This is a genomic window from Vreelandella aquamarina (assembly GCF_044805175.1).
Classification (GTDB): domain Bacteria; phylum Pseudomonadota; class Gammaproteobacteria; order Pseudomonadales; family Halomonadaceae; genus Vreelandella; species Vreelandella aquamarina_B.
Map to the genome: position 1 here is coordinate 618,295 of NZ_CP085232.1, position 18,850 is coordinate 637,144.

An 18,850-nucleotide genomic window follows, 5' to 3' on the forward strand; every position below is an offset into this window, starting at 1 on the left:
GGGATACTCATGCAGATTATTGCCCAGCACGGTGACATTTTTATCATTCTGGCCTGTTTATTTGGCTTCTTTATGGCATGGGGCGTTGGCGCAAACGATGTTGCCAATGCCATGGGAACCTCGGTGGGGTCGAAAGCGATCACCATCAAGCAGGCGATTCTCATTGCGGTTGTCTTTGAATTTTTAGGCGCATGGCTGGCCGGTGGCGAAGTCACCAACACCATTCGTAAAGGCATCATCGACCCTGAACTGTTGCAGGAAGACCCACAACTGCTGGTGTACGGTATGCTAGCGGCGCTGCTGGCAGCGGGAACCTGGCTGCTAGTGGCCTCCATGAAAGGCTGGCCCGTTTCCACCACGCACTCCATTGTGGGCGCGATTGTGGGCTTCGCGGTGGCAGGCCTGGGGGCTTCTACCGTGGATTGGGGAGCGGTTACCAAGATTGCGGCAAGCTGGGTCGTTTCCCCACTGCTGGCCGGTACCATCGGCTTTGTGCTGTTTAAATCGGTCCACCACCTGATTTTTGAAAACGATAACCCGTTTACCGCCGCCAAGCGCTACGTGCCGGGCTATGTGTTTTTGGTGGGCTTTATCGTTGCTATGGTCACGCTGACCAAAGGGCTCTCCCATGTGGGGCTCGACCTAACCTTTAACCAAAGCCTGCTGCTCTCCATTCTGCTCGGCTTGGTCATTATGGGGATTGGCGTGCTGATGCAGCGTCGCATCAAATTTGAAAAGAACGTCAACGACCACTTTGGCTACGCCAACGTTGAGCGGGTGTTCGGCGTGCTGATGATCTTTACCGCCTGCGCTATGGCCTTTGCCCACGGCTCAAACGACGTTGCCAACGCAGTCGGCCCGCTGGCGGCGGTGATTAGCGTGGTGCAAAACGGTGGCCAAATTGAAGCGTCCGCGCTGGTGCCCTGGTGGGTGCTGGTGCTGGGTGGTGGCGGCATTGTGGTGGGTTTGGTGACCTACGGCCACAAGGTTATCGCCACCGTGGGTACCGGCATTACTGAACTCACCCCGAGTCGTGGCTTCGCGGCCACGCTGGCAGCGGCAACCACCGTAGTGCTGGCCTCGGGTACCGGCCTGCCCATCTCCACCACACACACCTTGGTGGGTGCGGTGCTGGGCGTAGGCTTGGCCCGTGGTATGGCGGCGCTGAACCTGCGCGTGATTGGCACCATTGCCATGTCGTGGCTGATTACGCTGCCCGCCGGTGCCGGTTTGGCCATTCTGTTCTTCTTTATGTTTAAAGGTATGTTTGGCTAAGCACCGGGGTTAGCCCCGTGTAGCACGCCACGGCTCGGCTCATTTGCCTACGCCCACAGCGGCACCTTCTTAGCACACGATCTTTGGATAAGATCTTTGCAATAGAAGGTGCCGCTGTTTTTTGTGCTCTGTTAAAGTAAATGGCTCTACCTTCATTCACCTGCTGCCGGAGAGCGGCCCTTGGACACACGTTTCCCCTTTGTAGATTGGTTTCGTAACGCTTCCCCGTATATTAACGCCCACCGGGGGCGAACCTTTGTCATCCTGATTGAGGGCGAAGCCATGGCGTCTGGTCGAGGGGAGCAGCTTATCCAGGATTTAGCGCTGCTGCATACGCTGGGCGTGCGGTTGGTGGTGGTATTTGGTATCCGCCCCCAGGTCCACGAGGCACTGACTGCCGCTGGCGTAGAGCCAACCCGTGTGGATGGCCGCTGGATAGCCGACCGCGCAGTGATGGCCCATGTTGAGCAGGTAGCAGCGCACCAGCGGCTATGGCTGGAAGCGCGGCTCTCGCTGGGCCTACCCAGCACGCCGCTGCATGGCGTGGAGCTAAGCGTGATTTCTGGCAACCTGGTCACCGCCAAGCCGCTTGGCGTGCGCGAAGGGGTGGATTTCGACCACAGCGGCGAAGTGCGCCGGGTGCGGGCCAGCGCCATCGAAGGGTTACTGGAGAAAGGCTCGCTGGTACTGCTGCCGCCGCTGGGATTCTCCAGCACCGGCGAAGTGTTTGATTTAGACGCCTCAGAAGTGGCCCAGCACGCCGCCGTTGCCCTGAAAGCCGATAAGCTGATTCTGCTGGGCGAATCGGAAGGGCTGGAGGATGAGCAGGGCACGCTGTTACGTCAGCTTTCCCCTTTTGAGGCGGAGCCCCGCCTGCAGCAAGCCGCGCCGGGTAGCGAATTGGCGCGACACTTGAGCGCTGCCTGCACCGCCGCCCGCGAAGGCGTGGCACGCACCCACCTGCTCTCATGGCGCAATCACGATGCGCTGCTGGGTGAACTGTTCACCCGTGACGGTGTGGGTACCATGATTACCCAGCACCGCTACGAGCAGCTGCGCCCCGCCACGCTCAACGACGTAGCGGGCCTGCTGGAACTGTTAGAGCCGCTGGAGCGGCGCGGGATGCTAGTGGCCCGCTCCCGCGAGCGCCTGGAGCACGAGATTGATGATTACATGGTCATCGAACGGGACGGCATGGTGATTGGCTGCGCGGCGCTACACGTCTTCCCTGAGACCACCGTCGGTGAGCTAGCATGCGTCGCCGTACACGGCAACTATCGGGGCGGCGAGCGCGGCGAGCGCCTAGTGGAAGCCCAAGAGCGCCGAGCCCGCCAGCGCGGGCTTTCCGAAATATTTGTGCTCACCACCCACACCGCCCACTGGTTTGTCGAACGCGGCTTCCGCGCCGCAAGCCTTGAAGACCTGCCGCCGTTAAAGCGCGAAGCCTACAACCACGCTCGTAAATCTAAGGTGTTGGTGAAAACGTTAGCGGGGTAAAAGTGAGTGAGTGGAAAAAGGTGAATGGTGAGTGGTAGGTTGGGGCGGCCACGCCGCCCCAGAAGGCTGGCTAAGTATTGAGAATCACGCCGCCATTTAAGTGCAGTGTTTGCCCACTCATGTAAGACGACTCTTCGCTGGCTAGGTAGACATACGCCGGGCCGATTTCGCTAGGTTGGCCAGGGCGCTTCATGGGTACCTGCTTGCCAAACTCCGCTACTTTATCCTCCTCGAAGCTGGCCGGAATCAGCGGCGTCCAGATGGGGCCTGGGGCCACGGCGTTGACGCGAATACCGCGCTCCATCAGCGACATCGCCAACGAGCGCACCAAGCCTTGAATGGCGCCTTTGGTGGCAGTGTAATCAATCAGCGTATCGTTGCCCTTGAACGCATTGATGGAGGAGGTGGCGATAATCGTATCGCCTTCTCCCAAGTGGGGCAGCGCGGCTTTGGTTAAGTAGAAGTGGCTAAATAGATTGGTCTGGAAAGTGCGTAGCAGTTGGTCGTCGGGGATCTCTGTAATGTCGTCCCAATCGTACTGCTCGGCGGCGTTATTGATCACGATATTGATCTTGCCGAACTCCTGCTTGGCACGGTTCACAATCTCGCGGCAGAAGCTGGGCGCGGCCACATCGCCTTTCAATACCAGGCAGCGGCGGCCTTCCGCTTCTACCAGCCGCTTGGTCTCTTCGGCATCCTTGGTCTCTTTGAGATGCACAATTACGCTATCCGCTCCTTCACGGGCGTAGTGCACGGCCACGGCACGGCCAATACCGCTATCGCCGCCGGTAATAATCGCCACTTTATCGAGCAACTTGCCGGTGCCGCGATAGCTCTCGCGGATGTACTCCGGCGCCGGGCGCATGGCGTACTCGTCTCCGGGCTGCTGGTGTTGGTGCTGCGGGGGCTGCAGTTGGTCGCTCATGTGCGGTCACTCCTTTGTGTGCACGAATCACTTTGGTTGGCAGGGCGACCCGTCTCCCCGGGTGGCTGGCTGCCTAGTGTCGAGCTTTCAACGTAGACCAAAGGCGAAGGGAAGAGCAAATAGGGCGTGCTTAAGTGCCTATGCATAATTAATCATGTATTCGCTGCCATAGCCGCTAAGCACCCGATTCACTTCGCTGCATAACGTGGCAAAACTCTCGTAGGCGGTCAGTGGTAGCCAGCTGTACTTGATCCGACGCCAGAGGATTTCGATCAGGTTCAGCTCCGGCGAATAGGCCGACAAATGGATGACATGAACGCGATGATTCAGCCACTCCAGCCGCTTTCGCCCAAAGGCATGGGAACGATGCATGCTGGCGTTATCCAGAATGACGATGGCAAAGGTATCCGGGTCTTTCTGCGCAATGAACTGATCGAAAGCGGCGATCACGGTCGCCGTCGTCACCGGCTCGGTCGTCGTGCGGTAGACCAGTTTGCCCTGCCGACTCAGGAACCCCAGCACGTTCAACCGATGACGGTGGGTATAGGCCGGAATCTCCCAGGGCTGACCGATAGGGCTCCACGCATAGGGCACTGATGATGACTGAGAAAACCCTGACTCATCAAAGTAGTAGAGTTCATGTTCGCCTTGGTCTTCCCATTCCTGGAGCGCTTTCATCAGGCCCTGAGTGTTACGGAAATCCGTTTCATCACGTCGTCCTTTCAGTGAGTGTCGAATGCGTTTGAAGCTATTCCCATTTTTTTTAACGCCCGGCGCATGGTGTCCGCGCTGAACGTTTTTCCGGTCTCTTCCTGCAGCCGAGCCTGTAGGGTTCGGATCTGATGTGGGTGCTCCTGAACCAACGCTTGCAGCCGCTCTCGATCGTCGTCATCCAGAATGGGCACCCGGCCACTGCGAGGCTTATCGATGAGATCGTCAAGGCCGGAGACTTCCCATTTCTTGAACCAGATCGAGAGAGTATTTCGTCGAACATCCAGGATGTCGCTGATCTGGTTGATCGTATAGCCTTGATGGCTCAGTAAGATCGCGTGGGCACGCCTGCGAAGGGCTCGTGTTTCGCCATACTGGTGGGCGTCTGTCAAAGCCTGTTGTTCTTCTTCTGTGAGGAGCGATACGAAACGCCTTGCCATGCTCTCATCCTGATGTAATAGCTTGACCGCATTGTGCATGAAAATATCTGCCTAAGCACTTATCTACCGTTTTAAATAGACAGAATTAATAAAGACTATTTAAACAGGCCATAAATAGAAAATGGCTCATACTTATCGTTTTAACTTATTGTTATCGATGTTTTTTTAGTAAGTGTAAGTGAGTAATAATGCTGTTAGGTCGGTAGGGTGTCATGGCAAGAACCCAGGTAGCAGCTATAGTGAGGGGAGGCTTATCCCGGCAGCTATTTATCCCAGCTATCTGCCCCAATTATTTATCCCAACGGCTATCCCAACGCCTATCTCAACAGCCGCCAAGCTTAACAACCATCAAGGAGTAGGAGGTAAGATGACCCCAGATCCAGCTAAAGACGACCAGAAGAAAGATAAGCGCGACGACCATCACGACGATGCGAATCCGATGCCCGATACCCATCACGTCAACCCCGATGCGGATGACAAATCGGATAAAAAATAAGTCAACCTAAGCGGTACTTATTAACAAAGGCGCTAAGGTTAGCGCCTTTTTGCTTTGCCGAGGGCAGCTTAGAGGGAGGCATATAACTTTGAGCATCTTGTTAATATTTATTGAAACAATGAGCACTATTGGTTAATTCGGCGGCTTTAAATTGAAAGGGGGGCGATGCTCGCTATAGTTCTGGTGAGGTTTCACTGACACGGAGAACGTCACCATGAACGATCAAGGACCGCATCACGATACCACTGACCATCACACCGGCCATCACCACACTGACCATGAAACACTGAAGCAAAAAGGCCAACAAAGCGCCGATGAGTTGAAAGGCGCCGCCCGCGAGCAGGCCAAAAGCGCGTTTTACCGCCAGCGTGAAAACGCCGCCAAACATACCCACACCCTGGGCACGGTGCTTCAGAACGCAGCCGATGTGTTCGACCGCCAAGAGCAACCCTTCTGTTCGGAACAGGCTAGAAAGCTCGCTGACCAAACCGAACGCTTTTCCCAACGCCTGCGGGATAAAGACCTGCACAGCCTCTGCCGTGCGGCCGAAGATTATGGTCGTCGCGAACCCGCCATGTTTATTGGCGGCGCGATTGCCGCTGGGTTTCTGGTCACGCGGTTTTTGCGTAGCTCACCCGCTAAAGCGCCTGCGCCCGCCGCGTCTTCTGAAACCAGTGTTCCCGACCAAACGCTTTAAGCAATCTCTTTAAACAATCTCTTTAAACAAGCGCTTACATCACTCTTCATGCAGGAAGCGGGAGATTAAGAATGGAATCAGATAGCCAAAAAAGTAGCTCAGTGGGCTCGCTGCTATCCACGTTACTTAACGAAGTGACCGCCCTGGTGCGCGGCGAGGCGGCGCTTGCCAAAGCCGAAATGTCGGAAAAAACTCACCAAGCGATGGCAGGCGTAGGGGCCATTGCCACTGCGGGTGCCGTGCTGTTTGGCGGGTTTTTAACCCTGCTGGCAGCGCTGGTGATGCTGTTAAACGAGGTGCTGCCACCTGAAACGCGGCCCTGGTTATCTGCCGTGGTGGTAGGTGCCGTGGTCACGCTGATTGGAGTGGTGATGCTCAAAGCTGGGCTGAAAAAAGTACGCGCCCAGGGGCTCATGCCTAATCGCACGATGAACAGCCTGCGCGATGATCAAACGCTGGCGAAGCAGCATAAGCAGCACGTCAAGGAGGAGGTGAAATGAGCGATCGCGATACTTCACACAGCCAGCCACGGCGCGACCCCGATGAGATCGAAAAGGAGATTCATCAATCCCGCGAGCGGTTAGACAACACGCTGCACCAAATCGAAGAGCGCTTTTCGCCAGAGCAGTGGCTGCATACCACCTACGACTACCTGCGCCACGGCGGAGCCAATGAATTTTTTGCCAACCTGGGCACTACGGTAAAGCAAAATCCGGTGCCTACGCTGCTCACCGGCGCAGGGCTTAGCTGGTTAATGCTGCGCCAGCGCCACCCGCAAAGCCGCCACGCCTACGGCAATACCCACGGCTATGCCACCGATGCGCACGCCACGCCACCGCCTCCCGACGAAGTAGTGTATCCACAGCACGCCAGTGCCGGGCAGCACGACCCGCGCAGCGACTCGAGCGGCCATGGCCACGGCATCAAAGAGCGCGCCCGCCATATTGGCCATAGCACCAAAGGGGCCGCGCAGCAGTTCAGCGACAAAGCTCACCAAATGGGAGGTCGTATGCACGATTCCATGTCCCACGCCCAGCAGGGCACGCATCCCCGGATCGATCACATGAAAGAGCGCGCCCATCACGCCAGCGACCGCTCCTCCGATTTTATTCAAGATCACCCGCTGGTGGTGGGAGCGCTAGGCTTTGCTCTGGGGGCGGCGCTTGCCAGCATGAGCGCCACGACGCGTAAAGAGAACGAAACCCTGGGCGAGTACCGCAACCAAGCGATGGATCAAGCGGCCAAAATGGGCGAGGCGCAAGTGGATAAAGCGCAGCACGCGATTCACGACAAAGCGGAATCGGTCAAACAGCATGCCCATGAGCAGCGCGAACAGGGGCATAAAGATAATGATAACCCCACCCAGCATCACGAGCCGGGGTTAGCGGGTTCCAGCACGCCGTCAGGCAACACCCAGGGGGCAGGCACTAACACCGCCACCAGCGCTAACCCCACCAGCGTCAATCCCACCACCCCAGGGGCGAACACCACCACGCAAACCTCGGAAACGCGCAAGCCGCCGCTGCCATAGCGGTTACTCCCGCTCATTCCCCGTTCCTCTCACCACCCATGCCACGGCGCTACTTCTTGTAGCGCCGTTTTACTTCGACGTTGAGTCGGCTTTCCAACGACGAGCCATTTTTTGGCAATTAGAGGTAATACGCTGTGACAAGTGTTCAAGCATTACCTGCTCATTGCCAGGCTGTGTAACCTGTGAAAGGCACTGTACCGCGTTCGGTAAGTGAACGAGGGTTTCGTCTGCAAGCTGCAGTCCCAGGCGAAGGAAATAAGCAGGCTTGAAGCCGAGTGTTTTGGCGAGAGATTCCAACTGCTGGCGCTCAATGCTGCCGGGGTGATCGACACCATCAACCTGAAAGGCAAAGCGCTTGGATAAACCGCTGTAAATCGTGGTACACATTAAATCGTAAAACGGGGCCAGCCTGACCCCGCCTGAGGTATGCAGGATAGATAGGTTTTTCGCGTGGCTGTCGTTATTACCAATCAACAAGTTGTAAAAAAACCATCGAATAAAGCGTTGCAGATCACTGGCAGGAACGCCGACCTGCTGTAGGAGCTGTCGGCAAGTGAGTAAATTTGGCCCTCCGTCACTTTCATATTTGAGCGTTGAAGGGGTACCTGCCAACTGGCAAAAATCTAGCTGATGGATGCGCTCTAATTGGCCGTTTTTATGGTTCATTACGCGATCGTATCGCTTAATCAGGCAAGCGCGTGTATCTGGCTGGAAGGTAGTCTCAGCCACTTCTAACGAAAGTGCCGCCCCAAGCTGCATGCACAGCGTTTCATTCAGGGCAGAGCACCAAACACCGTTCAAACCTCTAATATCGGGTTTTAATAGATGGCTAGAAGGAGCGGCGCCCTTTGGGATAGCTGGGTTGCCATGTTCATCGACCATTAGCAGCAGCTTATTCTGGGCGCCTGCTAACGAGATACGGGCATGGTGAACAAGCTGCTCGGAAAGCTCATTCTGCGCTCCGCTATATAAAAGCGTATTGATGTTTTCCCAGCTGGTCGGGCGATAGCTAGCAGGTTGGGGCGTTTCCCCTTCCGAGAGCAATAGATAGCCGCTAGCGGTGTCGCCACCTACCGATTTTAATAGGCCAAATACCGTTGTCGTATGATGACTAAGCTCGATGTGGCGACGTAACTCTCCTTCGGGCAGTAAGTTCTCAAAGTACGCCAGTACATCATCGCCACTATGCACAGGCTTTGTTATTGGAAGGCGTGGTGAAAGCTGGCGCGCCTCAGGCGACGTTAGCCAGTTGTCGTCATACTGAAAGCGCAGGGGCTGCTCATTAAATAACCGCCCAACACGTTGGTTTTTCCAGTAAAGATCCAGAGCCTCTTTATCAGCGCTCATGCAGCTGCCCCTTACGCTGAACCACGACCTCTAAGCCCATCAAGTCGAGTGTATCGAGTACCTTCTGCAGTTGAAGCGTAGGCTTGCCGCGCTCTAGGTCGACAATAAAACGGTTACCGGTACCGGCAAGGCCTGCCACGTCGCTTTGCAGTAGCGCTTGGGATTGGCGCACCTGTTTTATCAGCGCGCCTAGTTCTTGTGAGGTGCGTACTAGGGTCGCAGGAGGAGTTGAAGTCGCCATTGCGAGTGCCTCTCGTAAATTACCGTTCGGTAAGAATAGCCGAAAGGCAATGACCTTGCTGGCAAAATATTCCCGAACGGTAATTTTTTGCTATCGCTGTATCTAAAGGCGTCTAATGATTGCCGAGCGGTAATTCAGTGCTTCTTATAGCGCCGTTTTACTTCGACGTTGAGGCGGCCTTCGCCCAGGCGCAGTTTGAGCAGTTGGCCGGGCTGGGTGTCTTCGGCGCGGCGGATAACTTGGCCTTGGGCATCTTGCGCGATGGCGTAGCCGCGCCCGAGTACGGCCAGCGGGCTGACGGCGTTGAGTTCGCGGGCGGCGCTGTGCAGGCGAGCTTGGCGTGCTTCCAACAGGCGCTGCATGGCGCTGGCTAAACGGCGCTGCAGGCTGCCCACGCGCTCGCTTTCGGCGCGGTGTAGCCTTGCCATATCCTGGCTGGCGAGGCGGCGGATGAGCTGGGCCGCTTGGGCTTTCTGCTGGCCGAGGGTTTGCTGCATGGCGCGGGCGAGGCGCTGCTGCAGCGCGATGAGGTGCTGGCGCTGGCGGGCGAGCTGCTCGCCGGGGTGGCGAAGGCGGGCGCGCAGGGTGTCTAGCCGCTGGCTATCTCGCTCTAACCGCGCTTGCACTCCTCGGTGTAAGCGCTGCTCTGTTTGGGCGAGCTGGTGCTTGAGGGCGAGCTGGTCCGGTACTAGGCGCTCAGCGGCGGCGGAGGGGGTAGGGGCGCGCATGTCGGCGGCAAAATCCGCCAGGGTGACATCCATCTCGTGACCCACCGCCGACATCACCGGCAGCCGTGAATGAAAAATCGCTCGCGCCAGATGCTCATTATTAAACGCCCAGAGATCCTCCAAGCTGCCGCCGCCACGGGTAATGAGTACCACGTCCTGTGCAGGGTCTAGCCGTGCTTGCCGGTTCAGTAGCCCCAGCGCGGCAATCATGGCCGGAGCGGCTTCCGCCCCCTGAACCGGCACGGGGATCAATGTCACGTCCGCCAGCGGCCAGCGGGCGGCCAGCACGGCTAGCACATCGCGAATGGCCGCCCCGGTGGCGGAGCTTAAAATCAAAATCTTGCGCGGTGGAAAGGGTAGGGGGCGCGTATTGGCGAACACGCCTTCGCCTTCCAGCTGAGCTTTCAAGCGCTCGAAGGCCGCCAGCAGCTCGCCAAGCCCTGCGGCCTGCACCGCTTCGGCAATGAGCTGGTAATCGCCCCGTGGCTCGAACAGCGAGACCCGGCCGCGTAGCTTCACTTGGTCGCCATCGCGCATGGGGGCGGCCACAAAGCGCGCCCGCTGGCGGAACAGCGCGCAGCGAATTTGCGCGCGGTCATCCTTCAGGGTGAAGTAGATATGCCCCGAGGCCGGGCGCGACACGTTAGAAAGCTCGCCCTCTACCCACACCTCCCCCACGTCGCGCTCCAGGGTTTGCTTGGCGCGCTGGTTGAGTTGGCTCACGGAGAGCGCTTTGGGGGCGGGTGATGTGCTTGTCGGTTCCATCGGTGGCCTTGGTGACTATTTCGTGGATGACACGATACCTCAAACAAGGTTCGTGAGGCTTGCCAGCGGCGCATATTACTGCGCGCTCTCGAACGTCATTAGCAATTGGTATAAGCCTAACCGCGTCTCTGCATTGCTGGGGTGGCCCTCAAAACGTTATAATAGGCGATTAACTTTTCACGCCCCATCTTCCCACTTCTCAATGGGTGTTGCCGCTATGCTACGTATGGCCCAAGAAGCGCTTACGTTCGATGACGTACTTCTCGTTCCTGGCTTCTCCGACGTTCTGCCAAAGGATGTCAGCCTCAAAACCCGCCTGACCCGCAATCTCTCGCTGAATATTCCCCTGCTTTCCGCTGCAATGGACACCGTGACCGAAGCGCGTCTAGCAATTGCGATGGCTCAGGAAGGCGGCATCGGCATCATTCACAAGAACATGACCATGGCCCAGCAGGCCGCCGAAGTGCGTAAGGTGAAGAAGCACGAAAGCGTCATTGTAAAAGATCCGGTCACCGTTAGCCCTAAAGCCAAGCTGGAAGACCTGTTGGCCATGGCCCGCGAATACGGCTTCTCCGGCTTCCCGGTGGTCGAAGGCGAAACCTTGGTGGGTATCGTGACCGAGCGCGACATGCGCTTCCAGCCGAACCACGGTGATAGCGTGGCCGACATCATGACCCCCCGCGATCGCCTAGTCACCGTACCGGAAGGCACCGAGCTCGAAGTCAGCAAAGCTAAAATGCGCGAACACCGCATCGAGAAAATGCTGATCGTCGATGACGCCTTCCACCTGCGCGGCTTGGTCACCTTCCAAGACATCGAAAAAGCCCGCACCTATCCGATGGCCGCCAAAGACAGCGATGGCCGTTTGCTGGTAGGCGCCGCCGTTGGTACCGGGCCGGAAACCCCCGACCGTGTAGCAGCACTGGCAGAAGCAGGCGTTGACGTGATCATCGTCGACACCGCCCACGGCCACTCCCAGGGTGTGATCGATCGCGTTCGCTGGATCAAAGAGCACTTCCCGCAGATTCAAGTGATTGGCGGCAATATTGCCACCGCCGCCGCTGCCAAAGCGCTGGCGGAAGCAGGCGCGGATGCCGTGAAGGTGGGCATTGGCCCTGGCTCCATCTGCACCACCCGCATCGTGGCGGGCGTTGGCGTGCCGCAGATCACCGCCGTTTCCAACGTGGCCGAAGCGCTGAAAGCGTTCGATATTCCGCTGATTGCCGATGGCGGCGTACGCTTCTCTGGCGATTTAGCCAAAGCCATTGCCGCTGGCGCAAGCGCCGTGATGGTAGGTGGCCTGCTGGCCGGTACCGAAGAAGCGCCAGGTGAAGTCGAGCTTTACCAAGGCCGTACCTACAAAGCCTACCGCGGCATGGGTTCCATGGGTGCCATGTCCCAGAACCAAGGCAGCGCCGACCGCTACTTCCAGGACAAAGATGCCGGTGCCGAAAAACTGGTGCCGGAAGGCATCGAAGGCCGCGTGCCCTATAAAGGCATGATGAGCGCCATCGTCCACCAGCTGATGGGTGGCCTGCGCGCCTCCATGGGTTACACCGGCTGCCGCGATATCCAGGAAATGCGCACCAAGCCGGAATTCGTACAAATCACCGGCGCTGGCTTTAACGAGTCCCACGTCCACGACGTGCAGATCACCAAAGAAGCCCCCAACTACCGGGTGAGCTAACCAGCGCATTAAGTTACACGGCGGCGGGCATTGCCCCGCCGCTTGCTTTTTAGCCAATGCGGCCGTTCCGCGTTATAGAGGCTCCGCCATGAGTGACATTCACGCCCATAAGATCCTGATTCTCGACTTCGGCTCCCAGTACACCCAGCTGATCGCCCGCCGGGTACGCGAAATCGGCGTATTCTCTGAAATCCGCGCCTTCGACATCACCGAAGAAGAGATTCGCGAGTACAACCCCAACGGCATCATTCTGGCCGGTGGCCCGGAATCCGTCACCGAACTGGATTCCCCCCGCGCCCCGCAGTGCGTGTTCGAAATGGGCCTGCCGGTATTTGGTATCTGCTACGGCATGCAAACCATGGCCGAACAGCTGGGCGGCAAGGTAGAAGGCTCTCATCAGCGTGAGTTTGGCTACGCCCAGATCCGCCTGGATGCCGAAAGCGCGCTGTTCAAAGACATCAAAGACCACCTAGACGCCGAGACCGGCAAAGCGCTGCTGGATGTGTGGATGAGTCACGGTGACAAAGTTGCCAAAGCCCCCGACACCTTCACCGTGACCGCCTCTACCCCGAGCTGCCCGATTGCGGCCATGGCCTGGGAAGAGAAGCAGTTCTACGGCGTACAGTTCCACCCGGAAGTGACCCACACCCTGCAAGGCCAGCGGATTCTTGAGCACTTCGTGCTGGATATCTGTAAAGCCGAAAAGCTGTGGACCCCCGCCCAAATCATCGAAGACCAAGTACAGCGCGTACGCGAGCAAGTAGGCGACCGCCACGTACTGCTGGGCCTTTCCGGCGGCGTCGACTCTTCTGTTGTGGCTGCGCTGCTGCACAAAGCGATTGGCGACCAGTTGACTTGCGTGTTCGTCGATAACGGCCTGCTGCGTAAGAACGAAGGCGACCAAGTGATGGAAACTTTCGCCAAGCATATGGGCGTGAAGGTGATTCGCGTAGACGCCGAAGAGCTGTTCCTCAGCAAGCTGGAAGGCGAGAAAGACCCGGAAGCCAAGCGCAAAATCATCGGCAACACCTTTATCGACGTGTTCGATGAAGAAGCCAGCAAAATTGAAGGCGTGGAGTTCCTGGCACAGGGCACCATCTACCCAGACGTGATCGAATCCGCTGCCTCGAAAACTGGCAAAGCGCACGTGATCAAATCCCACCACAACGTGGGTGGCCTACCGGAAACCATGAAGCTGAAGCTGGTCGAGCCGCTGCGCGAACTGTTCAAAGACGAAGTGCGCAAACTCGGCCTAGAGCTCGGCCTGCCCTACGATATGGTCTACCGCCACCCGTTCCCTGGCCCCGGCCTGGGCGTGCGGATTCTCGGTGAAGTGAAGAAAGAGTACGCCGACATTCTGCGCGACGCGGATGCCATCTACATCGAAGAACTGCGCGCCGCCGGTTGGTACGAAAAAACCAGCCAAGCCTTCGCCGTGTTCCTGCCGGTGAAATCGGTAGGCGTCGTCGGCGACGGCCGCCGCTACGAATGGGTCATCGCGCTACGCGCCGTCGAAACCATCGACTTCATGACCGCCCGCTGGGCGCACCTGCCCTACGAGCTGCTGGAGAAGGTCTCCAACCGGATTATCAATGAGTTGGAAGGGGTTTCGCGGGTGACCTATGATGTGAGCAGTAAGCCGCCTGCTACTATTGAGTGGGAGTGATTCTGCGCCAATTAAGGTAATCGCTAGCTAAACTTAGCAAAGCCGCTCCATGATTGAGCGGCTTTGTTGTATGGTGCGCTTATATCTACAGGAATGAGCATGATGAGCGACGAGGAAGTCAAAGCCAATGCAGTAGCCTTTGCCAAGCGACATAAGAAGCGCATTGCCTCTGAACGAACGGATATCGAGCAGTACGCGCCGGAAGAGCGACCTATCTCCATTTTTATGGCGGGTTCTCCTGGAGCAGGAAAGACCGAGATAGCCAAGGAGTATGTTGCAGCGCTGGATGAATTAGAGTCCCAAGGGTTCGAAGGGCTGGGCAGAATACTGCGTATTGATCCTGATGACCTGAGAGAAGAGCTCCCAGGCTATACGGGTAGCAATTCCAGGTTGTTCCAGGGCGCGGTTTCGATACTCGTGGATAGAATTCACGACGTCATGCTGAAACAGCGGCAGTCCTTCCTTCTGGATGGCACACTTGCAAGCTTTGATATCGCCAGCAAGAATATTGCCCGCTCTTTGAAGCGAGAGCGTGACGTCCAAATATTCTATGTCTATCAGCATCCGCTGCTGGCTTGGCAGTTCGTCTGCGGTCGCGAGAAGGTCGAAGGCCGAAATATTCCGCTCGAAAGCTTTATTGAACAGTTCCTCAGTGTTCAAGAGGTGGTGAATCGAGTCAAACGAGAATTCGGCTCAAGGGTCTGTCTCGACCTCATCATCAAGGACACAGACCACACAAATCAGCACTGGGAAGAGGATATCGATTCGATTGATCCATTCCTGCCCGAGCGCTACACTCATGAACAGCTGAAAAGCCTACTATCAGGCGAGGATGAGTCATGAAAGATAAAATGTCGAAATCTACCCCGCTAACGCATTTTGCGCGTCATGCGAGCGCTGAGCAGAAACAAGCCGTGCGTAACAAGGTCATCCATAACGCCATCGCTCGTCAGAAGCGTGTTCTCGACCAAGCTAAAGAGCTGAATTGCTAGCTTAGCTGTTGAGCAGTCGCATTTCCTTGGCCCGCCGATGAGCGGGCTTTCTGTTTCTGCCTGTTTTTTAGTGGCTTGCGAACAGCAGTTCATGCGCCCTAAAAATCGGGCTAGCGTTAAATATCATAAGGTTACATTTCATCAATGAATCAGGTTTCTCATAACAGCCTTGTCTCTTTTATTTGGAAAATTGCCGATGACTGCCTGCGCGATATTTATGTCCGCGGCAAATACCGTGATGTCATCCTTCCCATGGTGGTGTTGCGCCGCCTGGATACCCTACTGGAGCCGACCAAGGACGCGGTGCTCGAAGAGGTTCGCTACCAGAAAGAAGACGAAGGCGCGTTAGAGCTGGATGAGGAGCCCTTGAAGGAAGCCTCCGGCTACGTGTTTTACAACACCAGCCATTGGACGCTAAAGAAGCTGCACGGCACCGCCACCAACAACCAGCAGATTCTGCTGGCGAATATCGAGGACTACCTTGACGGTTTCTCCGATAACGTCAAGGAGATCATCCGCCGTTTCAAGCTTTTCGATCAGATGCGCCACATGGCCGACAAACAGGTGCTGCTGGATGTCATCGAGAATTTCGTCTCGCCCTATATCAACCTCACGCCTCACGATACGGAAGACCCCGAAGGCAACACCCTACCGGGGCTTTCCAACCTGGGCATGGGCTACGTCTTCGAAGAGCTGATTCGCAAGTTCAACGAAGAGAACAACGAAGAAGCCGGGGAGCACTTCACGCCGCGCGAGGTGATCCACCTCATGACGCACCTGATGTTTGACCCGATCAAAGATCGGCTTCCCCCGCTCATGACGGTTTATGACCCGGCCTGCGGGTCGGGCGGTATGCTGACCGAGGCGCAGAACTACATCAAGGACCCGGAAGGCCAGATCAAGGCCAGCGGCGACGTCTATCTCTACGGCAAGGAGATCAACGACGAGACCTACGCGATCTGTAAATCGGACATGATGATCAAGGGTAACAACCCCGAGAACATCCGCGTTGGCTCCACACTCTCCAGCGATGAGTTTTCCGCCGAACGCTTTGACTTCATGCTCTCCAACCCGCCCTACGGCAAGAGCTGGAGCAGCGAGGTCAAGTACATCAAGGAGGGCAAGGATGTCATCGATCCTCGCTTTCAGGTGGAGTTGGCGGATTATTGGGGAAATAAAGAGACCGTAGACGCCACTCCGCGCTCCTCGGATGGCCAGTTGCTGTTCCTGATGGAGATGGTCAACAAGATGAAGCCTGCGGGCACCAGCCCGCTTGGTTCGCGCATCGCCTCCGTTCACAACGGCTCCAGCCTGTTTACCGGCGACGCGGGCAGCGGCGAATCCAACATCCGCCGCTACATCATCGAAAACGACATGCTGGATACCATCATCCAGCTGCCGAACAACCTGTTCTACAACACCGGTATCACCACCTATATCTGGCTGTTGACCAACGCCAAGCCGGAAGCCCGAAAAGGGCGTGTCCAGTTGATCGACGCCAATCTGCTCTACCGCAAGCTGCGCAAGAACCTGGGCGACAAGAACTGCGAATTTGCGCCCGAGCATATAGAAACGATCACTAACGCCTACCTAGACTTCGCCCCCATCGAGCGGGAAATCGACGCCAACAACGACCCGCAGGGCATCGCCGTGCAGGTGTTCGATAACGACGACTTCGGTTACTACAAGGTCACTATCGAGCGCCCCGACCGCCGACGCGCCGGTTTCAGCGCCGAGCGCATCGCACCGCTACGCTTCGATAAAGCATTGCGGGAGCCGATGGAGTGGCTGTGGGAAGCCCACGGCGACAAGGTTTACGAACCAGGCTTTTTGAAAGGCGAAGCCAAAGCCATTGCCGCCTGGTGCGAAGAGCAGGGCATGACCCTGAACGCCAAGCAGCGCGGCAAACTGACCGATACCCGCCACTGGCTCAAGCTGCGCGATCTGCATGATGCCGCCACCGCCTTGATGAAGCAGATCGGCACGGAAGAGACCGATGACTTCAACGCCTTCCGCGACACTGTCACCAAAACGCTCAAGGCGCAGAAGATCAAGCTAACCGCCGGAGAGAAAACCGCGCTGTTGAACGCCGTGAGCTGGTACGACGAGCGTGCACATAAAGTGATCGAAAAGCGCTACTCGCTCTCGAAAGAGGGTGTGAGAGGCCTGACCGAGCGCTACGGCTGTACCGAGGAAGCACTTTCGGACTTCGGCTACTACCGTCAGGACGATGGCAGCTACCTGACCTATGAAAGCGCAACCGACTTGCGCGATGCGGAAAGCGTGCCGCTCAAGGACAGCATCCACCGCTATTTCCAGGCCGAGGTGAAACCGCATGTGGATGAAGCCTGGATCAACCTGGAATCGGTGAAGATTGGCTACGAGATCAGCTTCAACAAGTACTTCTACCGTCACAAGCCACTGCGGAGTCTGGAAGAGGTGACACACGATATTCTAGCGCTGGAGGAAAAGGCCGACGGTTTGATTGCCGATATTCTGGGTGTCGAGGTCGCTACCAAGTTGGAGTCGGCGGAATGAATATCGCGGCAACCTTTGCAAAATACCACACTACGATAAACAGCGGCACTGCGTGGCTTGGGGATATTCCAGCGGACTGGGGCATCAAAAAAATGAAGTTCCTTTTCCGAGATCATTCGCAGAAGGAAATGCCGAACGCGGAACTGCTGTCAGTGACGCAGAATCAAGGGGTAGTTCCGCGAACGTTGGTTGAAAGTCGCATGGTTATGCCGTCTGGAAACCTTAAAAGCTTTAAGTTCATCGAAAAAGGCGACTTCGCTATCAGCCTTCGCTCATTCGAAGGTGGGTTGGAGTATTGTCATCATGACGGCATTATCTCCCCAGCTTATACGGTCCTAAAACGCAAAAGCGAGAATTTGCTTCCAGCGTATTATCGTTACCTTTTCAAGAGTGCGGCGTTCATCTCTGAACTTCAGACCTCTATTGTCGGTATTCGTGAGGGCAAGAATATCAGCTTCGAGGAGCTTTCATATTCTTTAATGCCCGTTCCTGGCTTAAATGAACAACGCGCCATCGCGTCATTTCTGGATAACAAATGCGCCAAAATTGACGAGGCGGTGCGGATCAAGGAAGCGCAAATCAAGCTCCTTCGCGAGCGTCGGCAGATCCTGATCCAGCAGGCCGTCACCCGTGGCCTGAATCCTGATGCGCCTATGAAGGACAGCGGCATCGACTGGATTGGGGAGATTCCTGCTCATTGGGAGGTCCTGAAACTCCGCAATATGGGGCGTTTCCAGAACGGTATCAGTGAAGGTGCGGATTATTTTGGTTCAGGAGACCCTTTCGTGACCTATGGGGATGTATTCAAAAATGAAATACTTCCAGAGAGTGCTTCAGGGTTGGCTAGGTCGGATGTTCGGACTCAAAATCTATATTCGGTAAAAGCTGGAGACATCTTTTTTACAAGAACATCCGAAGTTGCCTCGGAAATTGGCATCGCTTCGGCGGCAATGGTCGATATGCCGAAAGCAACATTTTCAGGATTTCTTATCCGTTTCCGGCCATATGTTGGAAGCATCGCCTCGGAATTCGCGCGGTTTCTATTTCGTTGTAATTATGTCCGAGTTTTTTTTGCTCATGAGGTGAATATCGTGACTCGTGCATCGCTTGGACAGGAATTACTGAAAAATCTTCCAGTGTTTTCTCCTCCGCTTGAAGAACAGATTCAAATCGCTGACTGGTTGGCGGAAAAAACAGAGCAACTGGATAACGCTATTTCGATCAAGCAAGAGCAGATTTCCAAACTGAAGGAATACAAAACCACCCTGATCAACGCGGCGGTGACGGGCAAAATCAAGGTCAGTTAAGGGGCAG

At 56.4% G+C, this 18,850-nt stretch carries 17 protein-coding genes; 12 read left to right on the forward strand and 5 right to left on the reverse strand.

Features of this window, described 5'->3' with window-relative positions:
* Positions 1-9 precede the first annotated feature (9 nt).
* Together LG300_RS02920 and argA are read left to right on the forward strand one after the other, a co-directional pair.
* A complete protein-coding gene (locus tag LG300_RS02920) occupies positions 10-1,275 on the forward strand; it encodes an inorganic phosphate transporter (protein ID WP_404376927.1) in 1,266 nt (421 codons plus the stop codon).
* A 180-nt stretch (positions 1,276-1,455) separates the two neighbouring features.
* A complete protein-coding gene (argA, locus tag LG300_RS02925; protein ID WP_404376928.1) occupies positions 1,456-2,772 on the forward strand; it encodes an amino-acid N-acetyltransferase in 1,317 nt (438 codons plus the stop codon).
* A 70-nt stretch (positions 2,773-2,842) separates the two neighbouring features.
* Here the strand turns inward: argA and LG300_RS02930 are convergent, their stop codons facing one another.
* Both LG300_RS02930 and LG300_RS02935 read right to left on the reverse strand, forming a co-directional pair.
* Complete coding sequence (locus LG300_RS02930; protein ID WP_404376929.1) at positions 2,843-3,697, reverse strand: SDR family oxidoreductase; 855 nt, start codon at positions 3,695-3,697, stop codon at positions 2,843-2,845.
* A 138-nt stretch (positions 3,698-3,835) separates the two neighbouring features.
* A protein-coding gene (locus tag LG300_RS02935; RefSeq protein ID WP_404377967.1) for an IS630 family transposase occupies positions 3,836-4,848 on the reverse strand; the annotation gives its coding sequence in 2 pieces (ribosomal slippage) (positions 3,836-4,464 and positions 4,464-4,848; 1,014 coding nt in all).
* Positions 4,849-5,215: 367 nt separating this feature from the next.
* Here LG300_RS02935 and LG300_RS02940 point away from each other — a divergent pair.
* From LG300_RS02940 to LG300_RS02955, 4 genes are all read left to right on the forward strand, one after another.
* Positions 5,216-5,344: a hypothetical protein gene (locus LG300_RS02940; protein ID WP_404376930.1), complete on the forward strand. Its 129-nt coding sequence runs from the start codon at positions 5,216-5,218 to the stop codon at positions 5,342-5,344.
* Positions 5,345-5,558: 214 nt separating this feature from the next.
* The gene (locus LG300_RS02945) at positions 5,559-6,041 is read left to right on the forward strand and encodes a hypothetical protein (RefSeq protein WP_404376931.1); all 483 of its coding nucleotides are present in this window, start codon (positions 5,559-5,561) and stop codon (positions 6,039-6,041) included.
* 71 nt (positions 6,042-6,112) lie between these two features.
* The gene (locus LG300_RS02950) at positions 6,113-6,541 is read left to right on the forward strand and encodes a phage holin family protein (protein ID WP_404376932.1); all 429 of its coding nucleotides are present in this window, start codon (positions 6,113-6,115) and stop codon (positions 6,539-6,541) included.
* The gene (locus LG300_RS02955) at positions 6,538-7,572 is read left to right on the forward strand and encodes a DUF3618 domain-containing protein (protein ID WP_404376933.1); all 1,035 of its coding nucleotides are present in this window, start codon (positions 6,538-6,540) and stop codon (positions 7,570-7,572) included. The genes LG300_RS02950 and LG300_RS02955 overlap by 4 nt, the downstream gene beginning before the upstream one ends.
* Before the next feature lie 69 nt (positions 7,573-7,641).
* Here LG300_RS02955 and LG300_RS02960 read toward each other — a convergent pair whose 3' ends face one another.
* The 3 genes from LG300_RS02960 to xseA form a co-directional block, all read right to left on the reverse strand.
* Positions 7,642-8,919 carry a type II toxin-antitoxin system HipA family toxin gene (locus tag LG300_RS02960; RefSeq protein ID WP_404376934.1) on the reverse strand — a complete coding sequence of 426 codons (1,278 nt, stop codon included), beginning with the start codon at positions 8,917-8,919 and terminating at the stop codon, positions 7,642-7,644.
* A complete protein-coding gene (locus LG300_RS02965) occupies positions 8,909-9,160 on the reverse strand; it encodes a transcriptional regulator (RefSeq protein ID WP_253506405.1) in 252 nt (83 codons plus the stop codon). Before LG300_RS02965 ends, LG300_RS02960 begins: the two co-directional genes overlap by 11 nt.
* 134 nt (positions 9,161-9,294) lie before the next feature.
* Complete coding sequence (gene xseA, locus LG300_RS02970; RefSeq protein WP_404376935.1) at positions 9,295-10,653, reverse strand: exodeoxyribonuclease VII large subunit; 1,359 nt, start codon at positions 10,651-10,653, stop codon at positions 9,295-9,297.
* 217 nt (positions 10,654-10,870) lie between these two features.
* Between xseA and guaB the strand changes: the two genes are divergently transcribed.
* The 6 genes from guaB (at position 10,871) to LG300_RS03000 (ending at position 18,843) form a co-directional block, all read left to right on the forward strand.
* Positions 10,871-12,340 (forward strand): IMP dehydrogenase, encoded by a 1,470-nt coding sequence (gene guaB / locus LG300_RS02975; protein WP_404376936.1) that lies wholly within the window; start codon positions 10,871-10,873, stop codon positions 12,338-12,340.
* Between the two features lie 88 nt (positions 12,341-12,428).
* Positions 12,429-14,006, forward strand: a complete 1,578-nt coding sequence (gene guaA, locus LG300_RS02980) for a glutamine-hydrolyzing GMP synthase (RefSeq protein ID WP_404376937.1) — start codon at positions 12,429-12,431, stop codon at positions 14,004-14,006.
* 99 nt (positions 14,007-14,105) lie between these two features.
* Entirely contained in the window at positions 14,106-14,849 is a 744-nt protein-coding gene (locus tag LG300_RS02985; RefSeq protein ID WP_404376938.1) for a zeta toxin family protein, read from the forward strand.
* A complete protein-coding gene (locus tag LG300_RS02990) occupies positions 14,846-14,998 on the forward strand; it encodes a hypothetical protein (protein ID WP_168444433.1) in 153 nt (50 codons plus the stop codon). The genes LG300_RS02985 and LG300_RS02990 overlap by 4 nt, the downstream gene beginning before the upstream one ends.
* A 144-nt stretch (positions 14,999-15,142) precedes the next feature.
* Entirely contained in the window at positions 15,143-17,536 is a 2,394-nt protein-coding gene (locus tag LG300_RS02995) for an N-6 DNA methylase (RefSeq protein WP_404376939.1), read from the forward strand.
* Complete coding sequence (locus tag LG300_RS03000; protein ID WP_404376940.1) at positions 17,533-18,843, forward strand: restriction endonuclease subunit S; 1,311 nt, start codon at positions 17,533-17,535, stop codon at positions 18,841-18,843. The genes LG300_RS02995 and LG300_RS03000 overlap by 4 nt, the downstream gene beginning before the upstream one ends.
* Positions 18,844-18,850 lie beyond the last annotated feature (7 nt).

What these genes read in the sequence shown, in the direction of transcription:
- LG300_RS02920 (WP_404376927.1), top strand. Translation starts at nt 10, where the DNA reads ATGCAGATTATTGCCCAGCACGGTGACATTTTTATCATTCTGGCCTGT.
- LG300_RS02930 (WP_404376929.1), bottom strand. Translation starts at nt 3,697, where the DNA reads ATGAGCGACCAACTGCAGCCCCCGCAGCACCAACACCAGCAGCCCGGA.
- LG300_RS02940 (WP_404376930.1), top strand. Translation starts at nt 5,216, where the DNA reads ATGACCCCAGATCCAGCTAAAGACGACCAGAAGAAAGATAAGCGCGAC.
- LG300_RS02945 (WP_404376931.1), top strand. Translation starts at nt 5,559, where the DNA reads ATGAACGATCAAGGACCGCATCACGATACCACTGACCATCACACCGGC.
- LG300_RS02950 (WP_404376932.1), top strand. Translation starts at nt 6,113, where the DNA reads ATGGAATCAGATAGCCAAAAAAGTAGCTCAGTGGGCTCGCTGCTATCC.
- LG300_RS02955 (WP_404376933.1), top strand. Translation starts at nt 6,538, where the DNA reads ATGAGCGATCGCGATACTTCACACAGCCAGCCACGGCGCGACCCCGAT.
- LG300_RS02960 (WP_404376934.1), bottom strand. Translation starts at nt 8,919, where the DNA reads ATGAGCGCTGATAAAGAGGCTCTGGATCTTTACTGGAAAAACCAACGT.
- LG300_RS02965 (WP_253506405.1), bottom strand. Translation starts at nt 9,160, where the DNA reads ATGGCGACTTCAACTCCTCCTGCGACCCTAGTACGCACCTCACAAGAA.
- xseA (WP_404376935.1), bottom strand. Translation starts at nt 10,653, where the DNA reads ATGGAACCGACAAGCACATCACCCGCCCCCAAAGCGCTCTCCGTGAGC.
- guaB (WP_404376936.1), top strand. Translation starts at nt 10,871, where the DNA reads ATGCTACGTATGGCCCAAGAAGCGCTTACGTTCGATGACGTACTTCTC.
- guaA (WP_404376937.1), top strand. Translation starts at nt 12,429, where the DNA reads ATGAGTGACATTCACGCCCATAAGATCCTGATTCTCGACTTCGGCTCC.
- LG300_RS02985 (WP_404376938.1), top strand. Translation starts at nt 14,106, where the DNA reads ATGATGAGCGACGAGGAAGTCAAAGCCAATGCAGTAGCCTTTGCCAAG.
- LG300_RS02990 (WP_168444433.1), top strand. Translation starts at nt 14,846, where the DNA reads ATGAAAGATAAAATGTCGAAATCTACCCCGCTAACGCATTTTGCGCGT.
- LG300_RS02995 (WP_404376939.1), top strand. Translation starts at nt 15,143, where the DNA reads ATGAATCAGGTTTCTCATAACAGCCTTGTCTCTTTTATTTGGAAAATT.
- LG300_RS03000 (WP_404376940.1), top strand. Translation starts at nt 17,533, where the DNA reads ATGAATATCGCGGCAACCTTTGCAAAATACCACACTACGATAAACAGC.